This window comes from Vibrio sp. 10N.222.54.E6, from assembly GCF_041473955.1.
GTDB classification, from domain to species: Bacteria; Pseudomonadota; Gammaproteobacteria; order Enterobacterales; family Vibrionaceae; genus Vibrio; species Vibrio tasmaniensis_A.
In genome coordinates, this window is record NZ_JBFRTD010000036.1 from 151,002 (window position 1) to 169,217 (window position 18,216).

Genomic DNA, 18,216 nt, shown 5'->3' on the forward strand with positions numbered 1-18,216 from the left:
TCTCATCAACAACAGAAAATCACGGGAGAACACAGTATGAACAACAAACAATTTTGGGTAACCGCGATTTTATCCTCCCTGACCATGGCGACTATCATGTCTGGGTTAATTTCTGGCTACAAAATGGGATTCAGCCCCGAGTGGCCGCCAATCTGGCTGCAAAGCTTTTTCATTGCTTGGCCGTGTGCTATCACGCTCAACCTCACCGTGCTTCCTTTGATCAGAAAACTCTCAGCATGGATTTGTCGCCCGAGAGCGCTTTACATACCTGAGGTCACGGAACGATGATCAAGGGCTTATGCTCTAGGAGCTATGATCTAGAAGCTGCCATCAAGGGGCTGCGATCAAAGAGTCATGCTCACGGATAAACGTCTGAATTACGCCCATAAAAAAACCGAGCACTAGGCTCGGTTTTTTGTATTCTACATTCTACTCACAAGAGCAAAGCTATCAATTATAGATTGATATTACAGCTCAGCGTTGTGGTAAACCTGCTGAACGTCATCACAGTCGTCAAGCATGTCTAAGAACTTCTGGAATTTTTCAGAATCTTCTTCAGCTACTGGCGTAGTTGTTTGAGGAACGAAAGTGATTTCCTCAACGTCTAGCGTTAGGTCTGGGAACGCAGCGTTTAGTGCTGTCTTCGTTTTGAAGAACTCAGTCGTTGGAGCGAATACAGTGATAACACCGTCTTCTAGCTCAACGTCAGTCACGTCTACGTCTTCCATCATTAGCGTTTCTAGGATGATCTCGTCATCTTCGCCTGCAAACTGGAATACAGCTTGGTGAGCGAACATGTGAGAAACAGTACCTTCAACACCGATTTTCGCGCCAGTTTTAACGAAACATTGGCGAACGTCTTGGAAAGTACGGTTACCGTTGTCAGTTAGACAGTCAACGATTACGCTTGTGCCACCTGGGCCAAAACCTTCGTAACGAGCTGGTTGGAAGTCTTCACCGCCGCCGCCGTTCGCTTTATCGATCGCTTTGTCGATAACGTGAGCGGGTACTTGGTCTTTCTTCGCTTTAGCAATCAGGTGCTTAAGAGGTAGGTTCATGTCTGGGTCAGAGCTACCGTTCTTAGCCAGTACGTAAATCTCTTTACCGTATTTAGAATAAACTTTAATTTTTGCGCCTGCAGTTTTCGCCATTGAGGCCTTGCGCACTTCAAAACTTCTTCCCATCGGGATCTTCTCTCTGATTCAATTAACGGTGCAAATTCTAGCAAATTACTGCGTCATTTCAATTCAACAGCTTTGCTGGGTAAGGTTTATCTGCGTTTATGCGACACCCATTACCCGTTTGTATTTTTCTACAGACTGCTCAAACCAAGCCTTTTCTTCTGGATCACCTAGCTTCATTGCTTCTTCAACAATGGCTTCAGGGCCACATTTCGCTTGCTTCAATTTCCATACAAGAAACGATGCTTGCTTATCCAGTTCGATTTTATTTTTCTCACTGGGTGAAAGGAGTGAAAGGTTGATAGACATTATTAGCCTTCGTCTGTAATACGCTTGGCCGAGAAATATATCATAGAGCAGCCTCATAAAACCAATACTATGAGTAACAGAAAGGGTTTATGAGACAAGAAACCAAGCAAGTCGCTGATGCAGGTCAAGCTAGTTTGAGAGAAGTTATACCCTTGATGAGAAAGTATCGCTTATTCGACTCACCTAATGAGCCGAATAATTAGATAATCGCATCACAGAACCAAGAAAGACGCCTCCTCGAACCCCAAAAGTCTATTCACTCACGGCGAACACATCGCAACGTGAGGCGCAGATGAAGTCATTTTTGTGCAGACCTTTGATTGAGTGGCTCCACCAAGTGACGGTGACTTTGCCCCACTCCAGTAAGATCGAAGGGTGGTGAAACTCTTCTTCCGCCAATTCTGACACTTTGTTGCTGAATGCCCACGCTTGTTTGTAGTTCTTAAACTTAAACACCTTCTCAAGCTGTGGGATGCTGTCTCTCTCGATGATTTGCCAGTCAGACAACTCCAACAATAAAGACTGTTGCTCGTCTTTACTTAGGGCAATCGCGTCAATACTGCAGGCTTCGCATTGTTGTTCATTCAACATGTGTTGGTTCCTTGGGTTCAAAAAGTGGTGGTAGTAGCCCCGCGTCGATGGCGAGATCAGCTTGCTGTAATAGGTTTTCCTGACTGATTTGGAAGAGCTCAGACAGTTCGTCGATCACGTAATATTTCGGCTGCATGATGTCGATACGATAAGGCGTTCTTAACACCGTTTGCAGATCGAACCGCTCACGAACCGCCAAATCACCACCCAATGCATACATGGTTTCCGCCGGAGACGAGAGAATACCACCGCCATAAATTTTCAGTTTTTGTCCCTCTTTTACTAAACCGAACTCAACCGTAAACCAATACAAACGGGCAAGATAGGCGCGCTGTTTAGATGTGGCGGCTTGGCCTAGTTTTCCATAATGCTCAGTGAAAGCCGCGAAATCGGCATTGGTGAGCATGGCACAGTGGCCGAAAATTTCATGAAAGAAATCAGGTTCTTGTAAGTAATCGAACTCATCTCGCGTTCTCAGAAATGTCGCAACTGGGAATTTTTTATTAGCGAGCAAATCAAAGAATCGGTCGAAATCGATCAATGCGGGCACAGGCTGAACCTGCCAACCTGTTGTTTCCATTAGCACCTTGTTTATCTCTGGAAGCTGAGGGACTCTGTCTAATGGCAGATCCAGCAGGGTCAAACCGTGCAAATAAGCATCGCATGCGCGGTCATTAATGGCGTCCAGTTGCCTTTTCACTAAGTCGTGCCAAATGGCGTCTTCTTCGAGGCTCCACTCAACCCATCCCTCTTGGCTCACGGGCTTAGAATGATATTGAGTCATTACACACCTCCTTTCGAATGTCTCACTTTAAGCCTATCTCCACTCCTTATATCCGCCAATTTGCACGATTTTTCGAAACGGGCGATCGTGTAACATTTTATTTACACAATTCCAGCTACCCCTTATTTTGCTGATCTTTTGACTTTGTAAAACCTAAATACCAGACTGAAATCGTTAACATTTTGTTAAAGGTAAAGGAATGCACGAGAGCAATAAGCCAATTTGGCAACCCAGTGACCAGCGTATCGCACACGCCAACGTAACCCGATTTATGGATAACCTCGATCAACAAGACATATTCGAGCGGAAATTGAAAAACTACACGGAGATTCATCAATGGTCTGTGGAGCAACCGGAGTCGTTTTGGCAGAACGTGTGGCAGTTTTGTGGAATGGTGGGTTCGCAAGACTGTATTAACAAGGCAGAAAGCGAGCACATCAAAACTCTAGGTGAAAGTCGCTGGCAGCAGCCGAAATCGAATCGCGATGCGGTGTGGTTTCCGAATGCTCAAGTTAACTACGCCGAAAACTTGCTGCATTCAGCAAAAACGTTGCCAAACGAGATTGCGATTTGGTTTGAGAATGAGCGTGGCGAACAGCAGAGTTACACATGGAAAACCTTGCGTGAGGAAGTATCTAGCGTTCAACAATGGCTTGTCGATAGCGGCGTGGGGCAAGGTGATATAGTTGCTGCATATACGCCCTACCTGCCACAAACCGTTATAGCGATGTTGGCAACCACCAGCTTAGGGGCGATTTGGACATCGACCTCGCCTGATTTTGGCGTCGAGAGTGTGATTGAGCGATTTGGCCAAGTGAAACCTAAGGTACTGTTAACCTGTGATGGCTACACCTTCAATGGTAAAACATTTGATATGGCAGACAAGAACCGTGAAATCATCGAGCACTTAAACGCGCTAAAACAGGTGTGTGAGATCGGTTATTTGAAACCGACTCGTGATTTAGAGAAGAACAACGTTAAACATGATGTGTCACCTCAAAGCTGGCACAGCATCATTCATCACTATCAGCCACAACCTCTTCGATTTACTCGTGTCGGCTTCAATGATCCGCTGTTTGTGCTCTACTCTTCCGGTACCACCGGAAAGCCCAAGTGTATTGTTCACTCTGTTGGTGGCACTACCATCAACCACCTAAAAGAGCATCAGCTTCATTGCGATATTAAACCGAGAGATCGCGTGTTCTACTACACCACTTGTGGTTGGATGATGTGGAACTGGCACGTCTCTGCGCTCGCCAGCGGTGCTTGTTTGGTGATCTTTGATGGTAGCCCGGTTTATCCGCAACCTAGCGTTCTGTGGGATTTAGCGCAGCGAGCTGATGTATCGACATTTGGCACCTCAGCCAAGTACCTAGAGGCGATTGAGAAAGTGGAACTCTCACCGATCGACAGCCACTCTCTTCCCCACTTAAGAACACTGTGCTCGACGGGTTCAGTGCTCTACCCTGAGCAATTCGATTACGTCTACAAACACATCAAGCAAGACCTACATTTGGCGTCTATTTCTGGCGGCACGGATATTTGTGGCTGCTTTGTTTTAGGCAACCCTATCTCGCCGGTGTATCGTGGTGAGTGCCAACAGGCAGGGCTCGGCGTCGACATCAAGGTGTTCAATTCGTCTGGTCACAAGGTTAATCATGAACGTGGCGAACTGGTGTGTACCAACTCCCTACCCAACTTCCCTGTTGGCTTCTGGAATGACACCGGAGAGCGCTATCACAGCACCTATTGGGATAGGTTCGATAATGTGTGGCATCACGGCGATGAAGTCGCACAGAGCGTTCATGGTGGCTATCTGTTCTACGGGCGAGGCGACACCACACTCAACCCTGGTGGTGTGCGAATTGGTACTGCCGAGATCTACCAGCAAGTGAACACTATTGAAGGCATTGTGGATTCGATAGCAGTCGGAAAAGACATCGACCGCAACGAGCAGATATGGCTGTTTGTCCAACTGCAGCAAGGTGTGGATCTAGATGATGAGTTACTGACAGCCATCAAAAGCAAACTCAAATCATCCTGTTCACCAAGACACGTGCCAAGCCAGATATTTGCGATCAGCGACGTGCCAAAAACACGCTCTGGCAAACTGGTGGAGCTGGCAGTGAAACAGGTCATCAATGGTAAGAGTGTAGAAAACCTCGGGGCTATCGCTAACGCCGAGGTTTTGAAAGAGATAAAGCGTGTTGTTTCGCTCTAGTGTTGAGACATAAAAGAGCGTGACCTAGAAATAAAAAGGGAGCCTTGACTAGAGGTTCCCTTAAGTAACACCGACGATAGGGGGGAGGGGTGTTAATCTTCAGCCTTCAGGAGATATAGCAGAAGGTTTCTAAAATCGACTAGATGCGTCCTTCACTGCCACACATATGAATTTTGTCCATCACGACTTGCTTCATCGCTGCTTTGCCTGGAGTAATGTATTTACGTGGGTCGTTGGCATCGGGATGATCAGCAAAGTGCTGTTTTACCGCGTCAGAGAATGCAATTTTCAGCTCAGTCGCCACGTTGACTTTAGAAACTCCGAGGTCAATGCAACGACGAACCATTTCATCTGGTACACCTGACGCACCATGCAGAACGAGCGGAATATCAACCACAGATCGGATCTTGTCCAGACGAGAAAAGTCGAGTTTCGGTTCTGCTTTGTACAGACCATGAGCAGTGCCAATTGCCACAGCTAACGAATCAATACCGGTACGACGAACAAACTCAGCAGCTGATGCAGGGTCAGTCATTAACGCATCGGCAGTATCAACGATTAAATCATCTTCTTGGCCACCCAAACGCCCTAATTCAGCTTCAACGCTTGCATCAAAGCGGTTGCAGTATTGAACCACAGAACGCACGATGTCTATATTTTGGTCGAAGGCATGATGAGAGCCATCGATCATAACAGAGCGAATACCATGGCCCACCTTAGTGCGGATATCCTGCAGATCTTCATGGTGATCAAGGTGTAAAACGAGCGGAATTGAGTGTTTATGCGCAGCTTCTTTGCAGATACTGATTAGATAATCGGTGCCTGCATAGTCGTAGGTGCCTGGTGTGCCAGCAAGAATAACTGGAGAGCCCATTTCTGATGCTGTCTCAACAATAACCTGCACAGTTTCTAAGTTGTGAATGTTGAATGCAGGAACTGCATAACCACCTTGTTGAGCACGTTTTAACATTTCACGAGAAGAGATTAGATACATAAAGCCTCCTGACTTGGTACGGATTCAGTTTCGAATACAAGATGTCCGTTCACCCAAGTTTTAGTAATTGAGAAATCTGATTTAACTGCCACCATAGAAGCGCGTTTACCCACTTCTAAACTGCCTAATAAATGTTGTAAGCCTAGCGATTTAGCCGGTGTTAAAGAGGCCATCAACCATGCTTGTTCAAGTGGCAGGTTTAGCCACTTCTGAATGTTTTGTACCGCTAGCGGTAAGGTCAAAGTGCTACCAGCTAAGCTGCCGCTATCGGTGGTTACTACTCCATATTTCATGCGCACCGTGTACTCTCCAAGAGTGTAATCTCCATCAGGCATCCCAGTAGCACTCATCGAGTCTGTAATGAGCGTCATACGTCTACCACAGCAGCGATGTGCTATATCTATAGCTGCCGAATGCACATGGTGCCCATCAGCGATCATCTCTACATAGCTGTTGGGGTGGGTAAGGCCAGCTCCAACCACTCCGGGGTCACGGTGATGCAATCCACGCATACCGTTGTAGCAATGGACAATGCCATTCGCACCAGCCTCTAGAGCCTGCTGAACCTGCTCATAACTGGCATCGGTGTGACCAAGCATCACTTTTACATTGTGTTTTCGTAAATACCGGATAGCTTCCAACGCCCCTGGCTTTTCGGGAGCAAGCGCGACTGTAATTAATTGGTTATCACTGTAAGACATCCACTTATCGAGCTCTTCGACAGATAGATCTCTAAACCATGTGGTTGGATGTGCTCCGCGGTTTTTCTCCGTGAAGTAAGGCCCTTCTAAATACGCACCGAGGATTTCAGCACCGACAACACCCCGTCGCTTGCTTTTAGCCACTTGTTGAAGTGCAGCCCGAATTTTTGCCACTGGCGCAGTTACTGTCGTAGCAACGAACGCTGTGACGCCAAGGCTGGCAAAGTAACGTGACATTGTGTTCAAACTGTCATGGCTAGCATCCATAACATCGCAGCCCTTTGAGCCATGTACGTGACTATCAATCATGCCGGGAAGTAAACTAACATCACCTAAATCAATAAAATCTATATGCTTCTGAGGTTCAAATGGCTCGATAGCGTCAATAATCCCCTCGCCATTAATAGTGATTAAGGCATTGGTAAGCCAAGTCTCACCGTGTAATATCCGCTGAACTCGATAGCTATTGCGCACATTCGTGTGTCGTTCAGATCCCATCTTCTTCTACCGTATCTGTAATTGGTGCTCTTTGTTCCATTTCCGCAGCCAATGAAGTAATTCCTCTATACCCACATTCGACAGCTTGCTTGCGAAACTCGATCAGACTAAGCTCATCGCGTTCAAGTAACATTTCCGCAGCCATCTGCATGTTTGTCCCTGTGACCACTTCAATGTCGTCTCTTTTCTGACTCAGAAGAGATGCGGTACGAAATGGTGTGCCTCCCAGCAAATCAGTCAGAAAAACAATGCCTTCTCCAGAATCAATTTCTTTTATCGCCTCTCGCATTGCCTTTTCAAGCTGTGATGTAGTTGCCTCTTCCGGGAAGTCGATAAACCTAAACTGAGGCTGTTCGCCAATGACTTGGAATACTGCTTTTGCTAGACCAGACGCGAACCCACCGTGACCAGATAAAATTACTGCAATCATTTCTATTTCCCTTATTAGGGCCGATTACTCAGCCCCTGTTAATCATGTGGAGGTAAGTTTTATAAGAAGCCCATAAAGCGACCTACTACACCCAGAGCGACAGTCAGGCCAATCAGTTTGAGCGGACTCCAACCTCGCTTAACCAAGGCGTACATTGTCAGGGTATAAACAAGTGGTAAGAACGCTGGCATCAGTTTGTCGATAACATCATCTTGTAGTTTTACTACTGCGTCGCCCGCGGTAATTTCAGCTGTTGTTGACAGGCGGACATAAGTTGCAACCAATGCGCCGATGACCGTCATTCCGACCATAGATGCGGCGTGTCCCACCTTCTTGGTATTAGCTTTAATCACTGGAATGGCCGCTACTCCCATGCGGTAGGCGTAATGTGCCAGACCAAAACGAAGACCGAAGTGCACCACGTTAAACAAAACGAAAAAGAACACTGCCCCCATAATTGAGCCCTGGAGTGCAAGGTCAGCACCGATGCCACCACAGATAGGTAATAGTGTTAACCAGAACATCGCATCACCGATACCACCCATTGGCGCACCGACTGCAATCTTGGTGCTTTGGATACTGTTGATGTTCTGCTTTGAGCGCTCCATTGCCAGAATGATACCCATTACAAATGTCACCAAAAATGGGTGTGTATTAAAGAACCCCATGTGACCTTGCATCGCTTTAGAAAGGTCAGCTTTATTTGTGTGTATCTTCTTCAGCGCTGGTAGCAGACCATATAACCAGCCAGAAGCCTGCATACGCTCGTAGTTAAAAGAGGCTTGGAGCAACAATGAGCGCCATGCCATGCTGTTGATGTCCGCTTTGGTTAGCTCAGCGCCAATTTCTTTGTTTTCATATTCATCTGCGCTAACACCAGGAGCTGGCTGCACATCAGCGTTTTGTTTACGAAGGTCTAGTTCGTTGCTTACATTAGATTCCATCTTCAAAGTCCTCAGCGGGTGCAGTTACAGGAGTTGGTTCTGTTTTACGAATAAAGTCGATGATTGCCATCGCTGTCGCGGCGGCCGCAATCGCAAGAATTGGGAGTTGTACCCAAGCTGCCGCAACGAAACCTAAGATGAAGTAAGGGATGTAAGCATTCTTCATCATGATCTTCATCAGTACTGCGAAACCAATAGCTGGCATGATGCCGCCGGCAACACCTAGGCCGTCGATAAGGTCTTTTGGTAGGACTTCAACGATTTTTCCAGCGTGCTCTGCACCAAGGTAGGTAGGTAAGAAAGCACATAAAAAGTAGAATGAACCTAGTACGGAAAGCGCCATATAGTTCACGCGTTCAATACCGTCGGTATCTGCGTTTTGTGCAAACTCATCACACTTAGACATAACAGCTGACATTGCAGAGAACAGTAGGGTGATACCCATTTGAACTGCAACCGCAAAAGGAACAGCGACACCAACCGCGACATTAGGCTCAACTTTAGTGGTAATTGCGAAAGCCGTACCAACGATAGTACCGATGATAACGTTTGGTGGCTGAGCGCCAGCAAGCGGAGCTAGACCCATCCAGATCAGTTCTAGCGTACCACCGACTAAAATACCGGTTTGCAAGTCGCCTAAAATTAGACCAACAAGCGGACCAAGTACTACTGGACGGTGGAAGTGAGTCAGACCGTTGAACATATCAAGGCCCGCAAAGAAGGCTAGGATGCCGAGCATCACCGCCTGTAAGAGTCCTATTTCCATGATTGGTGTCCTTATTATTAGATAAGAGTAAAAATGTCAGTTGCACTTTCAGTTGGTACACCTTGAATTGTGCATGTCACCCCAAGTGCTTTTAGTCGTGCAAATTCCGCCACATCTTCAGCATCAACTGAAACTGTTTTAGCAATTTGTTTTTTACCTTCGGCGTAGTGCATGTTACCTACGTTGATACTGCTAATTGGTAAGCCGCCTTCGACCAATTGACGGAAATCTTTTGGAGTACGACAAACCAATAGAATGCGCTGACGAACAGCCGCTTTATGGATGGTTTCGATAGCCTTTTTTACTGTCCAGAAACGGATTGCGATACCATCAGCGATGACCATTTCCATTAGGTTTTGTTGAATAGTGTCTTCTGCTACTTCATCGTTAACGACAACTATAATATTGGCATCTGCAAAACCCACCCACTGCACACCTACTTGCCCGTGAACAAGGCGTTCATCAATACGACTTAAAACGATATTTGGCATGGTCTAATTTCCTTATAGAACTCTTTACTGATTGAATGGGTATATTGTGACGCCTTGCACCACACGGTTAACTTCACCAGTTGGGCATGGGTTATCTGGTCCCAAACCAAGTTGGAGTGATTTTTCACATGCCAACATTTGGCAGAACAAAATGAAGGGGAAGCACAGCCACTGATCGCCAAAGCCTAATACCCCAAGTTCAAAAACCCCTTCTTCATTGAGCGCGACTTCTGAGATAGCAACATGGCCGAGAGCCTGTTTGTCTCGACGGATTTCATTGAACAGGTCCATATCGTATTGACGCGTGTACGACTTGCTAGAAAGTAGCTGAATAACTAATGCTTTGTCGTTAATGGTAAATTTGGGACCATGACGAAAACCTAACGATGAATCGAAAGTCGTCATCACTTTACCCGCGCTGAGCTCCAACGATTTCAATGAAGCTTCTCGCGCTAAGCCGGAAAAGCCACCGCTGCCTAACACAACCAGGCGTTCATAAGGCATGCATGCCAGTGCTTTAATAGCTGGTTGCCACTGTTTTAGCTTGTCTTCACACAAGGTTGCTGTCGCGGCTATTTGTTCATTCCATTGGCTTGGCGACTGCCCACCAAGTAGCGTCAATGTCGCCATCAACATGCAACTGAAACTAGAGGTCATTGCGAAACTTTTATCGTTGGAGCCTTCAGGCATCAGCATGCAGTAAGCATTATCAGCAGTTTGGGCATAATGAGAGAGCCTCCCTTCTCCATTACAGGTTAAAAACAGGTGGTGGCAGTCACTAACCAATTGTTCGACCAGTGCCACTGCGGCGACGCTTTCAGGACTATTGCCAGAGCGTGCATAAGAGACAAGCAGGGTCGGACGAGATGGGTCAAGGTACTGCTCAGGATTTGACACTAAATCGGTCGTTGGAATTGACGTCACTTGGAAACCAACTCCTTGTTGAATAAACGGCGCGGCTGCATCACCAACAAAAGCTGACGTACCTGCACCTGTCAAAATGATGCGTAAGTCAGAGTGTTGTAACAGTGGATTCAAAAATGCACTTACCGCATCATGTTGTTGCTCCAAAATATCGGCCAATGCACGCCATAAGCGTGGCTGATGGCTGATTTCTTTCGCTGTATGAATACCATTATGTTGCTCTAGCCATGGCTGTTCGTAGCCTAAAAATAGGTTCATTAAATCGTCTCCTTACAAACCACTGCATTTGAATAACAGGCTGCGGAATAGACCTCAGTCACTTCCATAACCTTGTGAATTACGATGTCAGCGGGATGGTTTTCAATTTGATTTTGAGAAATGGCCTTAGCCTGATTTGGCAAATATTGGCTAAGGATCGTTACTGGCAACGGACTGGCAGCCAGGTTGTCAAATAAAGCCTTCTGCGATGCTTTCACTTCTGGATGAGTCCAGTAGTAACGAATGCGATCGCTCAGGCTGTAGCTGCAATCAAGGAATTGCTGGTGGCCTTTGCTTGAGTAGTGTGAGCGCCAATAACTTGGTTGTTCATGCATTACCTGTTCAATGGTGTCACGTAAATGCGAAGAGTGATGAGTTCCCAGCCATTCTTTTTCGGCGCGTTCAAGGCCATAGAGAGCTTCACGCAAAGCAAATGTCAGAGCAGGACCCACTTTAAGAATGGCGAAATGGTCACCCACTAGTTGGTGGTAGGCTGGTGGGTTCTGGTAGTCGGTAGAGTGAGCTTCAAACACAAGGTGTGGCTGACTATCGATCATCTTACTCAGTGATTGAGCCTCATGACTTCGATAGTGGTGCACCATATGGTGGTCAAACTCAACGCCCGGCTGAACAACTAAAGCAATAACTCGCGGCCAGACATAACCAAGTCCAGCATCGCTGAATGCCCGATGATGAGCATCCAATGTTGCCAACGCCTTCTCTGGCTTAGTCACTTCGATACACTCTTCCTGCAGCGAGTCAAGTGCACCGCCTGGAGTAGGTACTTCCGTTCCAACTACATAAACAGGCGCTTCACCGCCAATACTTTTCCATGCCTGCTCCGCAACCACACACAGCTTTGCGGCACGATCTGCCATTAGTTCTTCACTAAGAGGCAGTTGGTCATCAACACAAGGCATTGAACAGTCGAGGTGAATTTTCTTAAATCCTGCACAAACATAGTCATGTATCATCTGAGCTGAATATTCCATTGCCTGACTTGAAGATAAGTTTTGCCAACAGTTTGGGCCAAGGTGGTCACCACCCAACACAACTTTATCTGCAGGAAAATTGAGACGTTCAGCTAAAGAGAACACATGGCTAGAAAAATCTTGCGGTGTCATTCCGGTGTAGCCACCAAATTGATTCACCTGATTAGACGTCGCTTCTATGAGCACCAATTGTTTATCTTGTGCCGCTTGTTTAATGGCGGCTTCAAGAACTAGCGGGTGCGCCGAGCAAACAGAGTAAATACCAGTTGATTGGCCTTGCTTATGCTGTTCAATTAAAGAAAGTAACGCTTTCATATTTATTCCTAGTTAACAGTTTGATCGGCAATAATCACTTCAACACCCATTTCAATGAGCGCTCGGTGCGTTGCGTGGGGAATATTGCTATCGGTTACCAATACATCGATTTGGTTTGCTGCGCGGATCATACAAAAGCTCTTTCGCCCAAATTTGCTTGAATCCGTAACAGCAATAATTTGGCGAGCGACTTCGCACATAGATCGGTTAACTTGTGCTTCTTGAGAGTCCGGCGTGGTCACTCCAGCCTGTAGATCGAATCCGTCCACGCCCAGGAACAGCTTGTCAAAAAGGTAAGAGCGGATTTGTTGCTCTCCATGATTTCCAATCAATGAACAAGACGCTCGGCGAAGGCTTCCACCGACAACATGAAGGTCGATGTTTTCGAATTTACTAAGTTGATAAGCAGTATTGAGTGCATTGGTCATGACAACCAATTGTTGCTTGTTCATCAAATACTGAGGCATAAGACCTATTGTGGTACCTGAATCTAAGATAACCGCCTCACCATCGTGAATAAGATTCGCTGCTACTTGAGCAATGGATTGCTTGGCACTGCGATTAAGCTGATCTTTGCGGTACAAAGGTTGGTCAAATGCAAAGTTAGGGTTAAGCGTTGCGCCACCATAACAACGAAATACGCAGCCTTCTTTTTCGAGCAAATTGAGGTCATGTCGAATCGTGACTGCGGAAACATTGTACTGGTCTGAAAACTCATCCACTTTGCCTGAGCCATGGCTACGTATGTGCGCCATAATTTGCTGTCTTCGTTCTGCACTGCTCATATACGAAACCTCTTACGTTTCATTTCACTTTAAGCATGAAATGTTTCGACTTTCTTTTGGTTGGTATTAAAGCAGGACAAATAATAAAAAAGTGAAACCTAGATCACAGCCAATTAGCTTTCGATTTCAGGCTAAAAAACCTTTCACTTTAGGATAAGTGAAAGTATTTACTTTCACTTATGATTGAGGATTACGCATTGAAAGAGCCATAAAGGCTGACTTTCGCAATTTAACAAGTGAAAGAGAGTGAGAAACTGACTCGATTGGTGGAGTTTCGAAGCCCAGCCTGCGTGAGATCACAAACTGGATTATCTGCTGATATTTTTGTGGTTAGCGAAATGCAAAACCAGCCTCGTTCAGGCTGGTTCTATTCGTTCTTGTAGCACTGATTTGGCTAAAAGGTAGGAAGTTGGAAAGCTGAGTTAATCCACTATTCGCACATCAACACCAAGATCAGTGAGCTGGTCGACGTAAGTCTGAGGAATTCCGCTATCTGTGATTAGCATGTTGATCTGCTCAGGACTAGCAATCAGACAAAAGCTATGGCGATCAAACTTCGATGAGTCTGTCACTGCAATCACAGTTTGTGCTGCTTCAAGCATTTTTCGATTGATGTTTGCTTCACCTTGATGAGGAGTTGTAATGCCAGATGTCTTGTCAAAACCATCAACCCCTAAGAACAATTTGTTGAATCGAAAAACCGTCAAAAAGTCCTCGCCGCCTGTCCCATGTACCGAGTAAGAATTGTCACGCATAGTTCCCCCCGTGACCATAACTGATACATTACTTTGATTAGCAAGATGGTAAGCGATGTTAATACCGTTAGTCATAACAACCAAATCTTGCTTCCCTTCCAGATGATAAGCAATTTGCTCTGTAGTCGAGCCTGAATCAAGAATGACTTTGTCACCGTCTACAATCAGTGATGCTGCATACTCTCCTAGCTTCGCTTTAGTATTGTTGTTGAGCTGCTTTTTATCATTGAGTGGTCGCTCAAAGGCAAACTGATTATTGAGCACAGCACCGCCATAACACCTTTTTAAACAGCCTTTCTTTTCTAGATAGTTAAGGTCATTGCGAATCGTAACCTCTGAAACATTGTACAGTTCCGAAAAATGGTTAACTTCACCTTTTTGGTGAGTTTGAATGTAGTGAAGGATCTCTTCACGTCTTTGAGCCGAGGTGGTCATAGGGGAACGTTCCGACAAGTAATCATTTGCTCTAACTAATTTCAACAGAGCACCATAACAAGCACCTTACTCCATGATGTAATGCGGTGTCACCCGACAAGTTAGCTAGTGACACCCTTCTTTCAGGCATTTCATGATAGTTCTTCACGTCTCGTTGCCGTGTGACTTAAATCGTCGACGGCCGCTGCCGATTGAAAACCCATAACTTCGTGAAGCAAGCAACGGGAGAAACACTGAACACTTTAAGCCGCTCTTGATTTGCCGATACGTGTAATTACATTCGGCTAATCTAGAAGTAGGGCGCAAGTACGCTTCAGGCACAATAAATGACAATAGAGACATCGTATTTTTTCAATGAATCATACGACTTATACCTAGACCTAAAAGGACCGAGCTGCGTCTTAAATCAGCCTTTGAAAAACTATTTTCGCCAATAAAAACCGAATCAAAACCGAATCAAAACCGAATCAAAACCACTATTTAAGCTAATGTCCTCCCCGCTTCAATTTGGCTCCGTATCTTTTCTAAAGCTCTTAATGCGATCTGAACGTCATATTTAAAACAAAATTTGAAAATTAATCATTTTATAGCCAGAGATAATATTCACTAAAGACGAATCATTTATACAAAAAAAGAGTCCACTACTGGATTGTATCCAAGCTTATGGAATATTTAATCGAATTACAATAACTCCCGTTTCCACAGCTCCATTTCTAGTGAAATGATAATTTGATAGCTATCACATTTAGAACAGTTATTTTCCCATACTATCTCGGCATGTTAATTACTTAAGAGTAATTAAAAAACTAGTCACTCCTATTAATAAGATTGAATTTAATTAGAAACAAGCGGTTAATCCCTACGTAAAATAAATAAAATAATTATTAAATGATCGGAGACATTATCATGCGCATAGTATTAGCTTTAGGCGGTAACGCTCTTTTAGCAAGAGGCCAAGCATTAACGGCTGAGAACCAACGTGAAAATATAATCAAATCAGCGGCGAGTATTGCTGCGATAGCACGCGAGCATGAGATTGTTATCGTTCATGGTAATGGCCCACAAGTAGGTTTGTTGATGGAACAAAACGCGGCTTATAGCGAATATTCGCCAGAGACGACACCATACCCAATGGATGTACTCGGCTCTCAAACCTGTGGCATGGTGGGCTACATGTTACAACAAGAGCTCAGAAACATTGACCCTGAATTAGACGTAGCAACGCTAGTCACGCAAACTGAAGTATGCAAAAAAGACCCTGCGTTTGCTAACCCGACTAAATTTGTTGGCCCTGTATATACAGAGCAACGAGCTAAAGAATTAATGGCTCAAAGCACAATGCAGTTTAAAGCTGATGGCGAGTACTACCGACGCGTTGTGCCTTCTCCTATGCCAAAAAGCATTGTTGAAATTCAGCAAATTGAAACACTTCTAGATACAGAAAACCTTGTTATCGCTTGTGGCGGCGGCGGTGTTCCCGTGAGTATTGAGCAAGGTAAGAGTACTGGCGTAGAGTGCGTCATTGACAAAGATCTTACGGCTGAATTACTGGCTGAAAAAATCCATGCCGACTTATTTATTATCTTAACCGATGGTTCGATTTTCCGTAACTACGGTAAAGAAGACCAAGCAGAAATGAAGCAAGCAACGCCTACTGGTTTAGCAGAATTTTCATTCCCTGCTGGTTCTATGGGGCCAAAAATTGATGCCGTTTGTAAATTCGTTGAAGCTGGATTGGGTAATGCGGCGATTGGTTCATTATTTGATTTAGATAAAATAATCACCAATGAAGCTGGTACTCTGATTACAAAAGGCGAAGGTATTGTTTATTACTAAAGTTATCGAGAGATAACCATCACTAATATAAACCCATTAAACAGGCCTCTTATTTAATAATAATGAGGCTTATTTTATTCGGACCGTTTAATACTAGATGAGATAAATATTCATAAAATTGGAAATTAAACCTGAAAAGAATGAATACATAATATCTTTAAATATACCAAATCGTAATTATAACGTAATTTAATCCAAATAACGTTTCCAGTTCATTGAAAAGAATTCAATACGTTCACATCGGTGCATTCGCATCCGCTTGGTTCTCTGGCATCGCCTCGATAAAAGCGGGTAACTGGTTACACGCTTCGACAATCGAGTTAATTAACGGATACGGCGACATATCAACGCCAAAGCGCAGCGCGTTATACACCTGCGGCACCAAGCAGATATCGACAATACAGGGAGAATCCGAGAGGCTATACACCGAGTCACCATGTGTTTTCCTGTGCTTAGTCAGTTTCTCTTCTAACGCCGAAAAACCTTGGCTCATCCAATAGTGTAGCCAGTCCATTTTTGCCTCTGGCTCACACGACAACTCTCGCTCCAAGTACTGCAACACACGCAAGTTATTAAGAGGATGAATTTCTATCGCAATATCCTGAGCCATCGCCAACGCTTGATAGCGCAGTGGTATTTGCTCAGGAATCAACAAGGAGTCTGGGCTGCTTTCACACAAATAGTGTTCATCGAGATATTGAAGAATAGCCAGTGACTGATTGAGTTGAACTTCACCATCCACCAGCACGGGCACTAATTCACTGGCGTTGAGATCACGATATTGTGGGTCATGCTGCTCGCCGCCATTACGCACCAAGTGCACCGATTTAGACTCATAGTTGAGTTGTTTTAGGTTCAACCCAATACGTACTCGATAGGCAGCCGAAGAGCGCCAATAACCGTAAAGTATAATGTTCTTGTTCACGATGCTCTCGCTCATACAGAAATCCTATTACGTGGACTATAGCGCTCGATATTGACTGACTTTCTGGTCAATCGCGCCAAAAATGGAGTCACCCGCTACATCGAACATCTCAAGCTTGATCGAGTCACCAAACGACATGAATTGAGTCGACGGTTTGCCATCTCGAATCGTCTCTATCATGCGTACTTCAGCAATGCATGAATAGCCTACACCGCCCTCAGCAATTGAGGTGCCGTGGTCAGTACCTTGTTTATTGGAAACCGTGCCCGAGCCAATGATTGCACCGGCCGATAGTGGGCGAGTTTTCGCAGCATGGACTACTAGTTCAGCAAAGTTGAAAGTCATATCGACGCCCGCATTCGGACAACCAAAAGGTTGGTCGTTGTAGGTCGATATCAACGATAGATGTACCTTGCTGCCTTTCCATTGCTCGCCAAGCTCATCAGGTGTTACCGCAACCGGGGAGAACGCCGAAGAAGGCTTAGACTGGAAGAAACCAAAGCCTTTCGCGAGCTCAGCCGGAATCAAACCGCGCAGCGACACATCGTTCACCAACATCAGTAATCGAATCGACTCGTGCGCCTGTTTAGCACTGGCACCCATTGGCACGTCACCGGTGACAATCGCAACCTCACCTTCGAAATCGATGCCCCACTCGTCGCTGGCAAACTCGATGTTGTCACGAGGGCCGATAAAGGCATCTGAACCGCCTTGATACATTAATGGATCGACCCAGAAGCTTTCTGGCATTTCAGCACCACGTGCTTTACGCACCAATTCAACGTGGTTTACATACGCGCTGCCATCAGCCCATTGATAAGCACGTGGCAGAGGCGATTCACAATACTGAGGTGCAAACACTTCACTGCCTGTCACATGCCCGTTGTTTAACGAGGTGTATAACTCTTCTAACTGAGAAACAACGCTGTCCCAGTTATCCAATGCTACCTGCATGGTGGGTGCAAGGTGCATCGCATGGAAGATTTCAGTGGCAGCCACACATTGTTTGAGATCTTTGCTCACGACCATCAATAGACCATCGCGAGTGCCATTTTTCTTGCTTGCTAATTTCATCCTTGTT

At 45.4% G+C, this 18,216-nt stretch carries 19 protein-coding genes; 3 read left to right on the forward strand and 16 right to left on the reverse strand.

The features are described 5' to 3' along the window. Nucleotides 1-36: 36 nt before the first annotated feature. Nucleotides 37-288: a DUF2798 domain-containing protein gene (locus AB4513_RS20335; protein ID WP_009846046.1), complete on the forward strand. Its 252-nt coding sequence runs from the start codon at nt 37-39 to the stop codon at nt 286-288. Nucleotides 289-467: 179 nt separating this feature from the next. Here the strand turns inward: AB4513_RS20335 and AB4513_RS20340 are convergent, their stop codons facing one another. The 4 genes from AB4513_RS20340 to phhA all read right to left on the reverse strand — a co-directional run bounded on the left by AB4513_RS20340 (nt 468) and on the right by phhA (nt 2,865). Then, nucleotides 468-1,184, reverse strand: a complete 717-nt coding sequence (locus AB4513_RS20340) for a YebC/PmpR family DNA-binding transcriptional regulator (RefSeq protein ID WP_009846045.1) — start codon at nt 1,182-1,184, stop codon at nt 468-470. A 96-nt stretch (nt 1,185-1,280) separates the two neighbouring features. After that, on the reverse strand, nt 1,281-1,490 hold the full coding sequence (locus tag AB4513_RS20345) for a DUF3283 family protein (protein ID WP_009846044.1): 210 nt from the start codon (nt 1,488-1,490) through the stop codon (nt 1,281-1,283). Between the two features lie 252 nt (nt 1,491-1,742). Then, nucleotides 1,743-2,081, reverse strand: a complete 339-nt coding sequence (locus AB4513_RS20350) for a 4a-hydroxytetrahydrobiopterin dehydratase (RefSeq protein ID WP_102257696.1) — start codon at nt 2,079-2,081, stop codon at nt 1,743-1,745. Beyond that, a complete protein-coding gene (gene phhA, locus AB4513_RS20355) occupies nt 2,071-2,865 on the reverse strand; it encodes a phenylalanine 4-monooxygenase (RefSeq protein WP_009846042.1) in 795 nt (264 codons plus the stop codon). Before phhA ends, AB4513_RS20350 begins: the two co-directional genes overlap by 11 nt. A gap of 199 nt (nt 2,866-3,064) precedes the next feature. Between phhA and AB4513_RS20360 the strand changes: the two genes are divergently transcribed. Beyond that, nucleotides 3,065-5,086 (forward strand): acetoacetate--CoA ligase, encoded by a 2,022-nt coding sequence (locus AB4513_RS20360; protein WP_102257697.1) that lies wholly within the window; start codon nt 3,065-3,067, stop codon nt 5,084-5,086. A gap of 139 nt (nt 5,087-5,225) precedes the next feature. Here AB4513_RS20360 and AB4513_RS20365 read toward each other — a convergent pair whose 3' ends face one another. The 10 genes from AB4513_RS20365 to agaR (AB4513_RS20410) all read right to left on the reverse strand — a co-directional run bounded on the left by AB4513_RS20365 (nt 5,226) and on the right by agaR (AB4513_RS20410) (nt 14,374). After that, nucleotides 5,226-6,080: a tagatose bisphosphate family class II aldolase gene (locus AB4513_RS20365; protein ID WP_009846040.1), complete on the reverse strand. Its 855-nt coding sequence runs from the start codon at nt 6,078-6,080 to the stop codon at nt 5,226-5,228. Further along, nucleotides 6,071-7,279: an N-acetylglucosamine-6-phosphate deacetylase gene (nagA, locus tag AB4513_RS20370; protein WP_009846039.1), complete on the reverse strand. Its 1,209-nt coding sequence runs from the start codon at nt 7,277-7,279 to the stop codon at nt 6,071-6,073. Before nagA ends, AB4513_RS20365 begins: the two co-directional genes overlap by 10 nt. Continuing rightward, nucleotides 7,269-7,709, reverse strand: coding sequence for a PTS galactosamine/N-acetylgalactosamine transporter subunit IIA (agaF, locus tag AB4513_RS20375; protein WP_009846038.1), 441 nt, complete (start codon nt 7,707-7,709; stop codon nt 7,269-7,271). The genes nagA and agaF overlap by 11 nt, the downstream gene beginning before the upstream one ends. A gap of 59 nt (nt 7,710-7,768) precedes the next feature. Continuing rightward, the gene (gene agaE, locus AB4513_RS20380; RefSeq protein ID WP_009846037.1) at nt 7,769-8,653 is read right to left on the reverse strand and encodes a PTS N-acetylgalactosamine transporter subunit IID; all 885 of its coding nucleotides are present in this window, start codon (nt 8,651-8,653) and stop codon (nt 7,769-7,771) included. Beyond that, entirely contained in the window at nt 8,643-9,419 is a 777-nt protein-coding gene (gene agaW / locus AB4513_RS20385; RefSeq protein WP_009846036.1) for a PTS N-acetylgalactosamine transporter subunit IIC, read from the reverse strand. Before agaW ends, agaE begins: the two co-directional genes overlap by 11 nt. 17 nt (nt 9,420-9,436) lie before the next feature. Next, nucleotides 9,437-9,910: a PTS N-acetylgalactosamine transporter subunit IIB gene (agaV, locus tag AB4513_RS20390; RefSeq protein WP_009846035.1), complete on the reverse strand. Its 474-nt coding sequence runs from the start codon at nt 9,908-9,910 to the stop codon at nt 9,437-9,439. A gap of 24 nt (nt 9,911-9,934) precedes the next feature. Further along, nucleotides 9,935-11,092, reverse strand: a complete 1,158-nt coding sequence (locus AB4513_RS20395) for an SIS domain-containing protein (protein ID WP_009846034.1) — start codon at nt 11,090-11,092, stop codon at nt 9,935-9,937. After that, the gene (locus AB4513_RS20400; protein ID WP_009846033.1) at nt 11,092-12,399 is read right to left on the reverse strand and encodes a D-tagatose-bisphosphate aldolase, class II, non-catalytic subunit; all 1,308 of its coding nucleotides are present in this window, start codon (nt 12,397-12,399) and stop codon (nt 11,092-11,094) included. Before AB4513_RS20400 ends, AB4513_RS20395 begins: the two co-directional genes overlap by 1 nt. An 8-nt stretch (nt 12,400-12,407) precedes the next feature. Further along, nucleotides 12,408-13,184, reverse strand: a complete 777-nt coding sequence (gene agaR, locus AB4513_RS20405; RefSeq protein ID WP_009846032.1) for a transcriptional repressor AgaR — start codon at nt 13,182-13,184, stop codon at nt 12,408-12,410. Between the two features lie 422 nt (nt 13,185-13,606). Next, nucleotides 13,607-14,374: a transcriptional repressor AgaR gene (gene agaR, locus AB4513_RS20410; RefSeq protein WP_009846031.1), complete on the reverse strand. Its 768-nt coding sequence runs from the start codon at nt 14,372-14,374 to the stop codon at nt 13,607-13,609. Between the two features lie 906 nt (nt 14,375-15,280). On the opposite strand from agaR (AB4513_RS20410), the gene AB4513_RS20415 reads away from it, so the two are divergent. Continuing rightward, nucleotides 15,281-16,210, forward strand: coding sequence for a carbamate kinase (locus AB4513_RS20415; RefSeq protein WP_032555104.1), 930 nt, complete (start codon nt 15,281-15,283; stop codon nt 16,208-16,210). 235 nt (nt 16,211-16,445) lie between these two features. Here the strand turns inward: AB4513_RS20415 and maiA are convergent, their stop codons facing one another. Both maiA and AB4513_RS20425 read right to left on the reverse strand, forming a co-directional pair. Beyond that, nucleotides 16,446-17,150 (reverse strand): maleylacetoacetate isomerase, encoded by a 705-nt coding sequence (gene maiA, locus AB4513_RS20420; RefSeq protein ID WP_009846029.1) that lies wholly within the window; start codon nt 17,148-17,150, stop codon nt 16,446-16,448. Between the two features lie 21 nt (nt 17,151-17,171). Continuing rightward, nucleotides 17,172-18,209, reverse strand: a complete 1,038-nt coding sequence (locus AB4513_RS20425; RefSeq protein ID WP_009846028.1) for a fumarylacetoacetate hydrolase family protein — start codon at nt 18,207-18,209, stop codon at nt 17,172-17,174. Between the last annotated feature and the right edge of the window lie 7 nt (nt 18,210-18,216).

Excerpts from the sequence above, each read along its gene's own strand:
- AB4513_RS20335 (WP_009846046.1), top strand. The coding sequence starts at position 37 with ATGAACAACAAACAATTTTGGGTAACCGCGATTTTATCCTCCCTGACC.
- AB4513_RS20340 (WP_009846045.1), bottom strand. The coding sequence starts at position 1,184 with ATGGGAAGAAGTTTTGAAGTGCGCAAGGCCTCAATGGCGAAAACTGCA.
- AB4513_RS20345 (WP_009846044.1), bottom strand. The coding sequence starts at position 1,490 with ATGTCTATCAACCTTTCACTCCTTTCACCCAGTGAGAAAAATAAAATC.
- AB4513_RS20350 (WP_102257696.1), bottom strand. The coding sequence starts at position 2,081 with ATGTTGAATGAACAACAATGCGAAGCCTGCAGTATTGACGCGATTGCC.
- phhA (WP_009846042.1), bottom strand. The coding sequence starts at position 2,865 with ATGACTCAATATCATTCTAAGCCCGTGAGCCAAGAGGGATGGGTTGAG.
- AB4513_RS20360 (WP_102257697.1), top strand. The coding sequence starts at position 3,065 with ATGCACGAGAGCAATAAGCCAATTTGGCAACCCAGTGACCAGCGTATC.
- AB4513_RS20365 (WP_009846040.1), bottom strand. The coding sequence starts at position 6,080 with ATGTATCTAATCTCTTCTCGTGAAATGTTAAAACGTGCTCAACAAGGT.
- nagA (WP_009846039.1), bottom strand. The coding sequence starts at position 7,279 with ATGGGATCTGAACGACACACGAATGTGCGCAATAGCTATCGAGTTCAG.
- agaF (WP_009846038.1), bottom strand. The coding sequence starts at position 7,709 with ATGATTGCAGTAATTTTATCTGGTCACGGTGGGTTCGCGTCTGGTCTA.
- agaE (WP_009846037.1), bottom strand. The coding sequence starts at position 8,653 with ATGGAATCTAATGTAAGCAACGAACTAGACCTTCGTAAACAAAACGCT.
- agaW (WP_009846036.1), bottom strand. The coding sequence starts at position 9,419 with ATGGAAATAGGACTCTTACAGGCGGTGATGCTCGGCATCCTAGCCTTC.
- agaV (WP_009846035.1), bottom strand. The coding sequence starts at position 9,910 with ATGCCAAATATCGTTTTAAGTCGTATTGATGAACGCCTTGTTCACGGG.
- AB4513_RS20395 (WP_009846034.1), bottom strand. The coding sequence starts at position 11,092 with ATGAACCTATTTTTAGGCTACGAACAGCCATGGCTAGAGCAACATAAT.
- AB4513_RS20400 (WP_009846033.1), bottom strand. The coding sequence starts at position 12,399 with ATGAAAGCGTTACTTTCTTTAATTGAACAGCATAAGCAAGGCCAATCA.
- agaR (WP_009846032.1), bottom strand. The coding sequence starts at position 13,184 with ATGAGCAGTGCAGAACGAAGACAGCAAATTATGGCGCACATACGTAGC.
- agaR (WP_009846031.1), bottom strand. The coding sequence starts at position 14,374 with ATGACCACCTCGGCTCAAAGACGTGAAGAGATCCTTCACTACATTCAA.
- AB4513_RS20415 (WP_032555104.1), top strand. The coding sequence starts at position 15,281 with ATGCGCATAGTATTAGCTTTAGGCGGTAACGCTCTTTTAGCAAGAGGC.
- maiA (WP_009846029.1), bottom strand. The coding sequence starts at position 17,150 with ATGAGCGAGAGCATCGTGAACAAGAACATTATACTTTACGGTTATTGG.
- AB4513_RS20425 (WP_009846028.1), bottom strand. The coding sequence starts at position 18,209 with ATGAAATTAGCAAGCAAGAAAAATGGCACTCGCGATGGTCTATTGATG.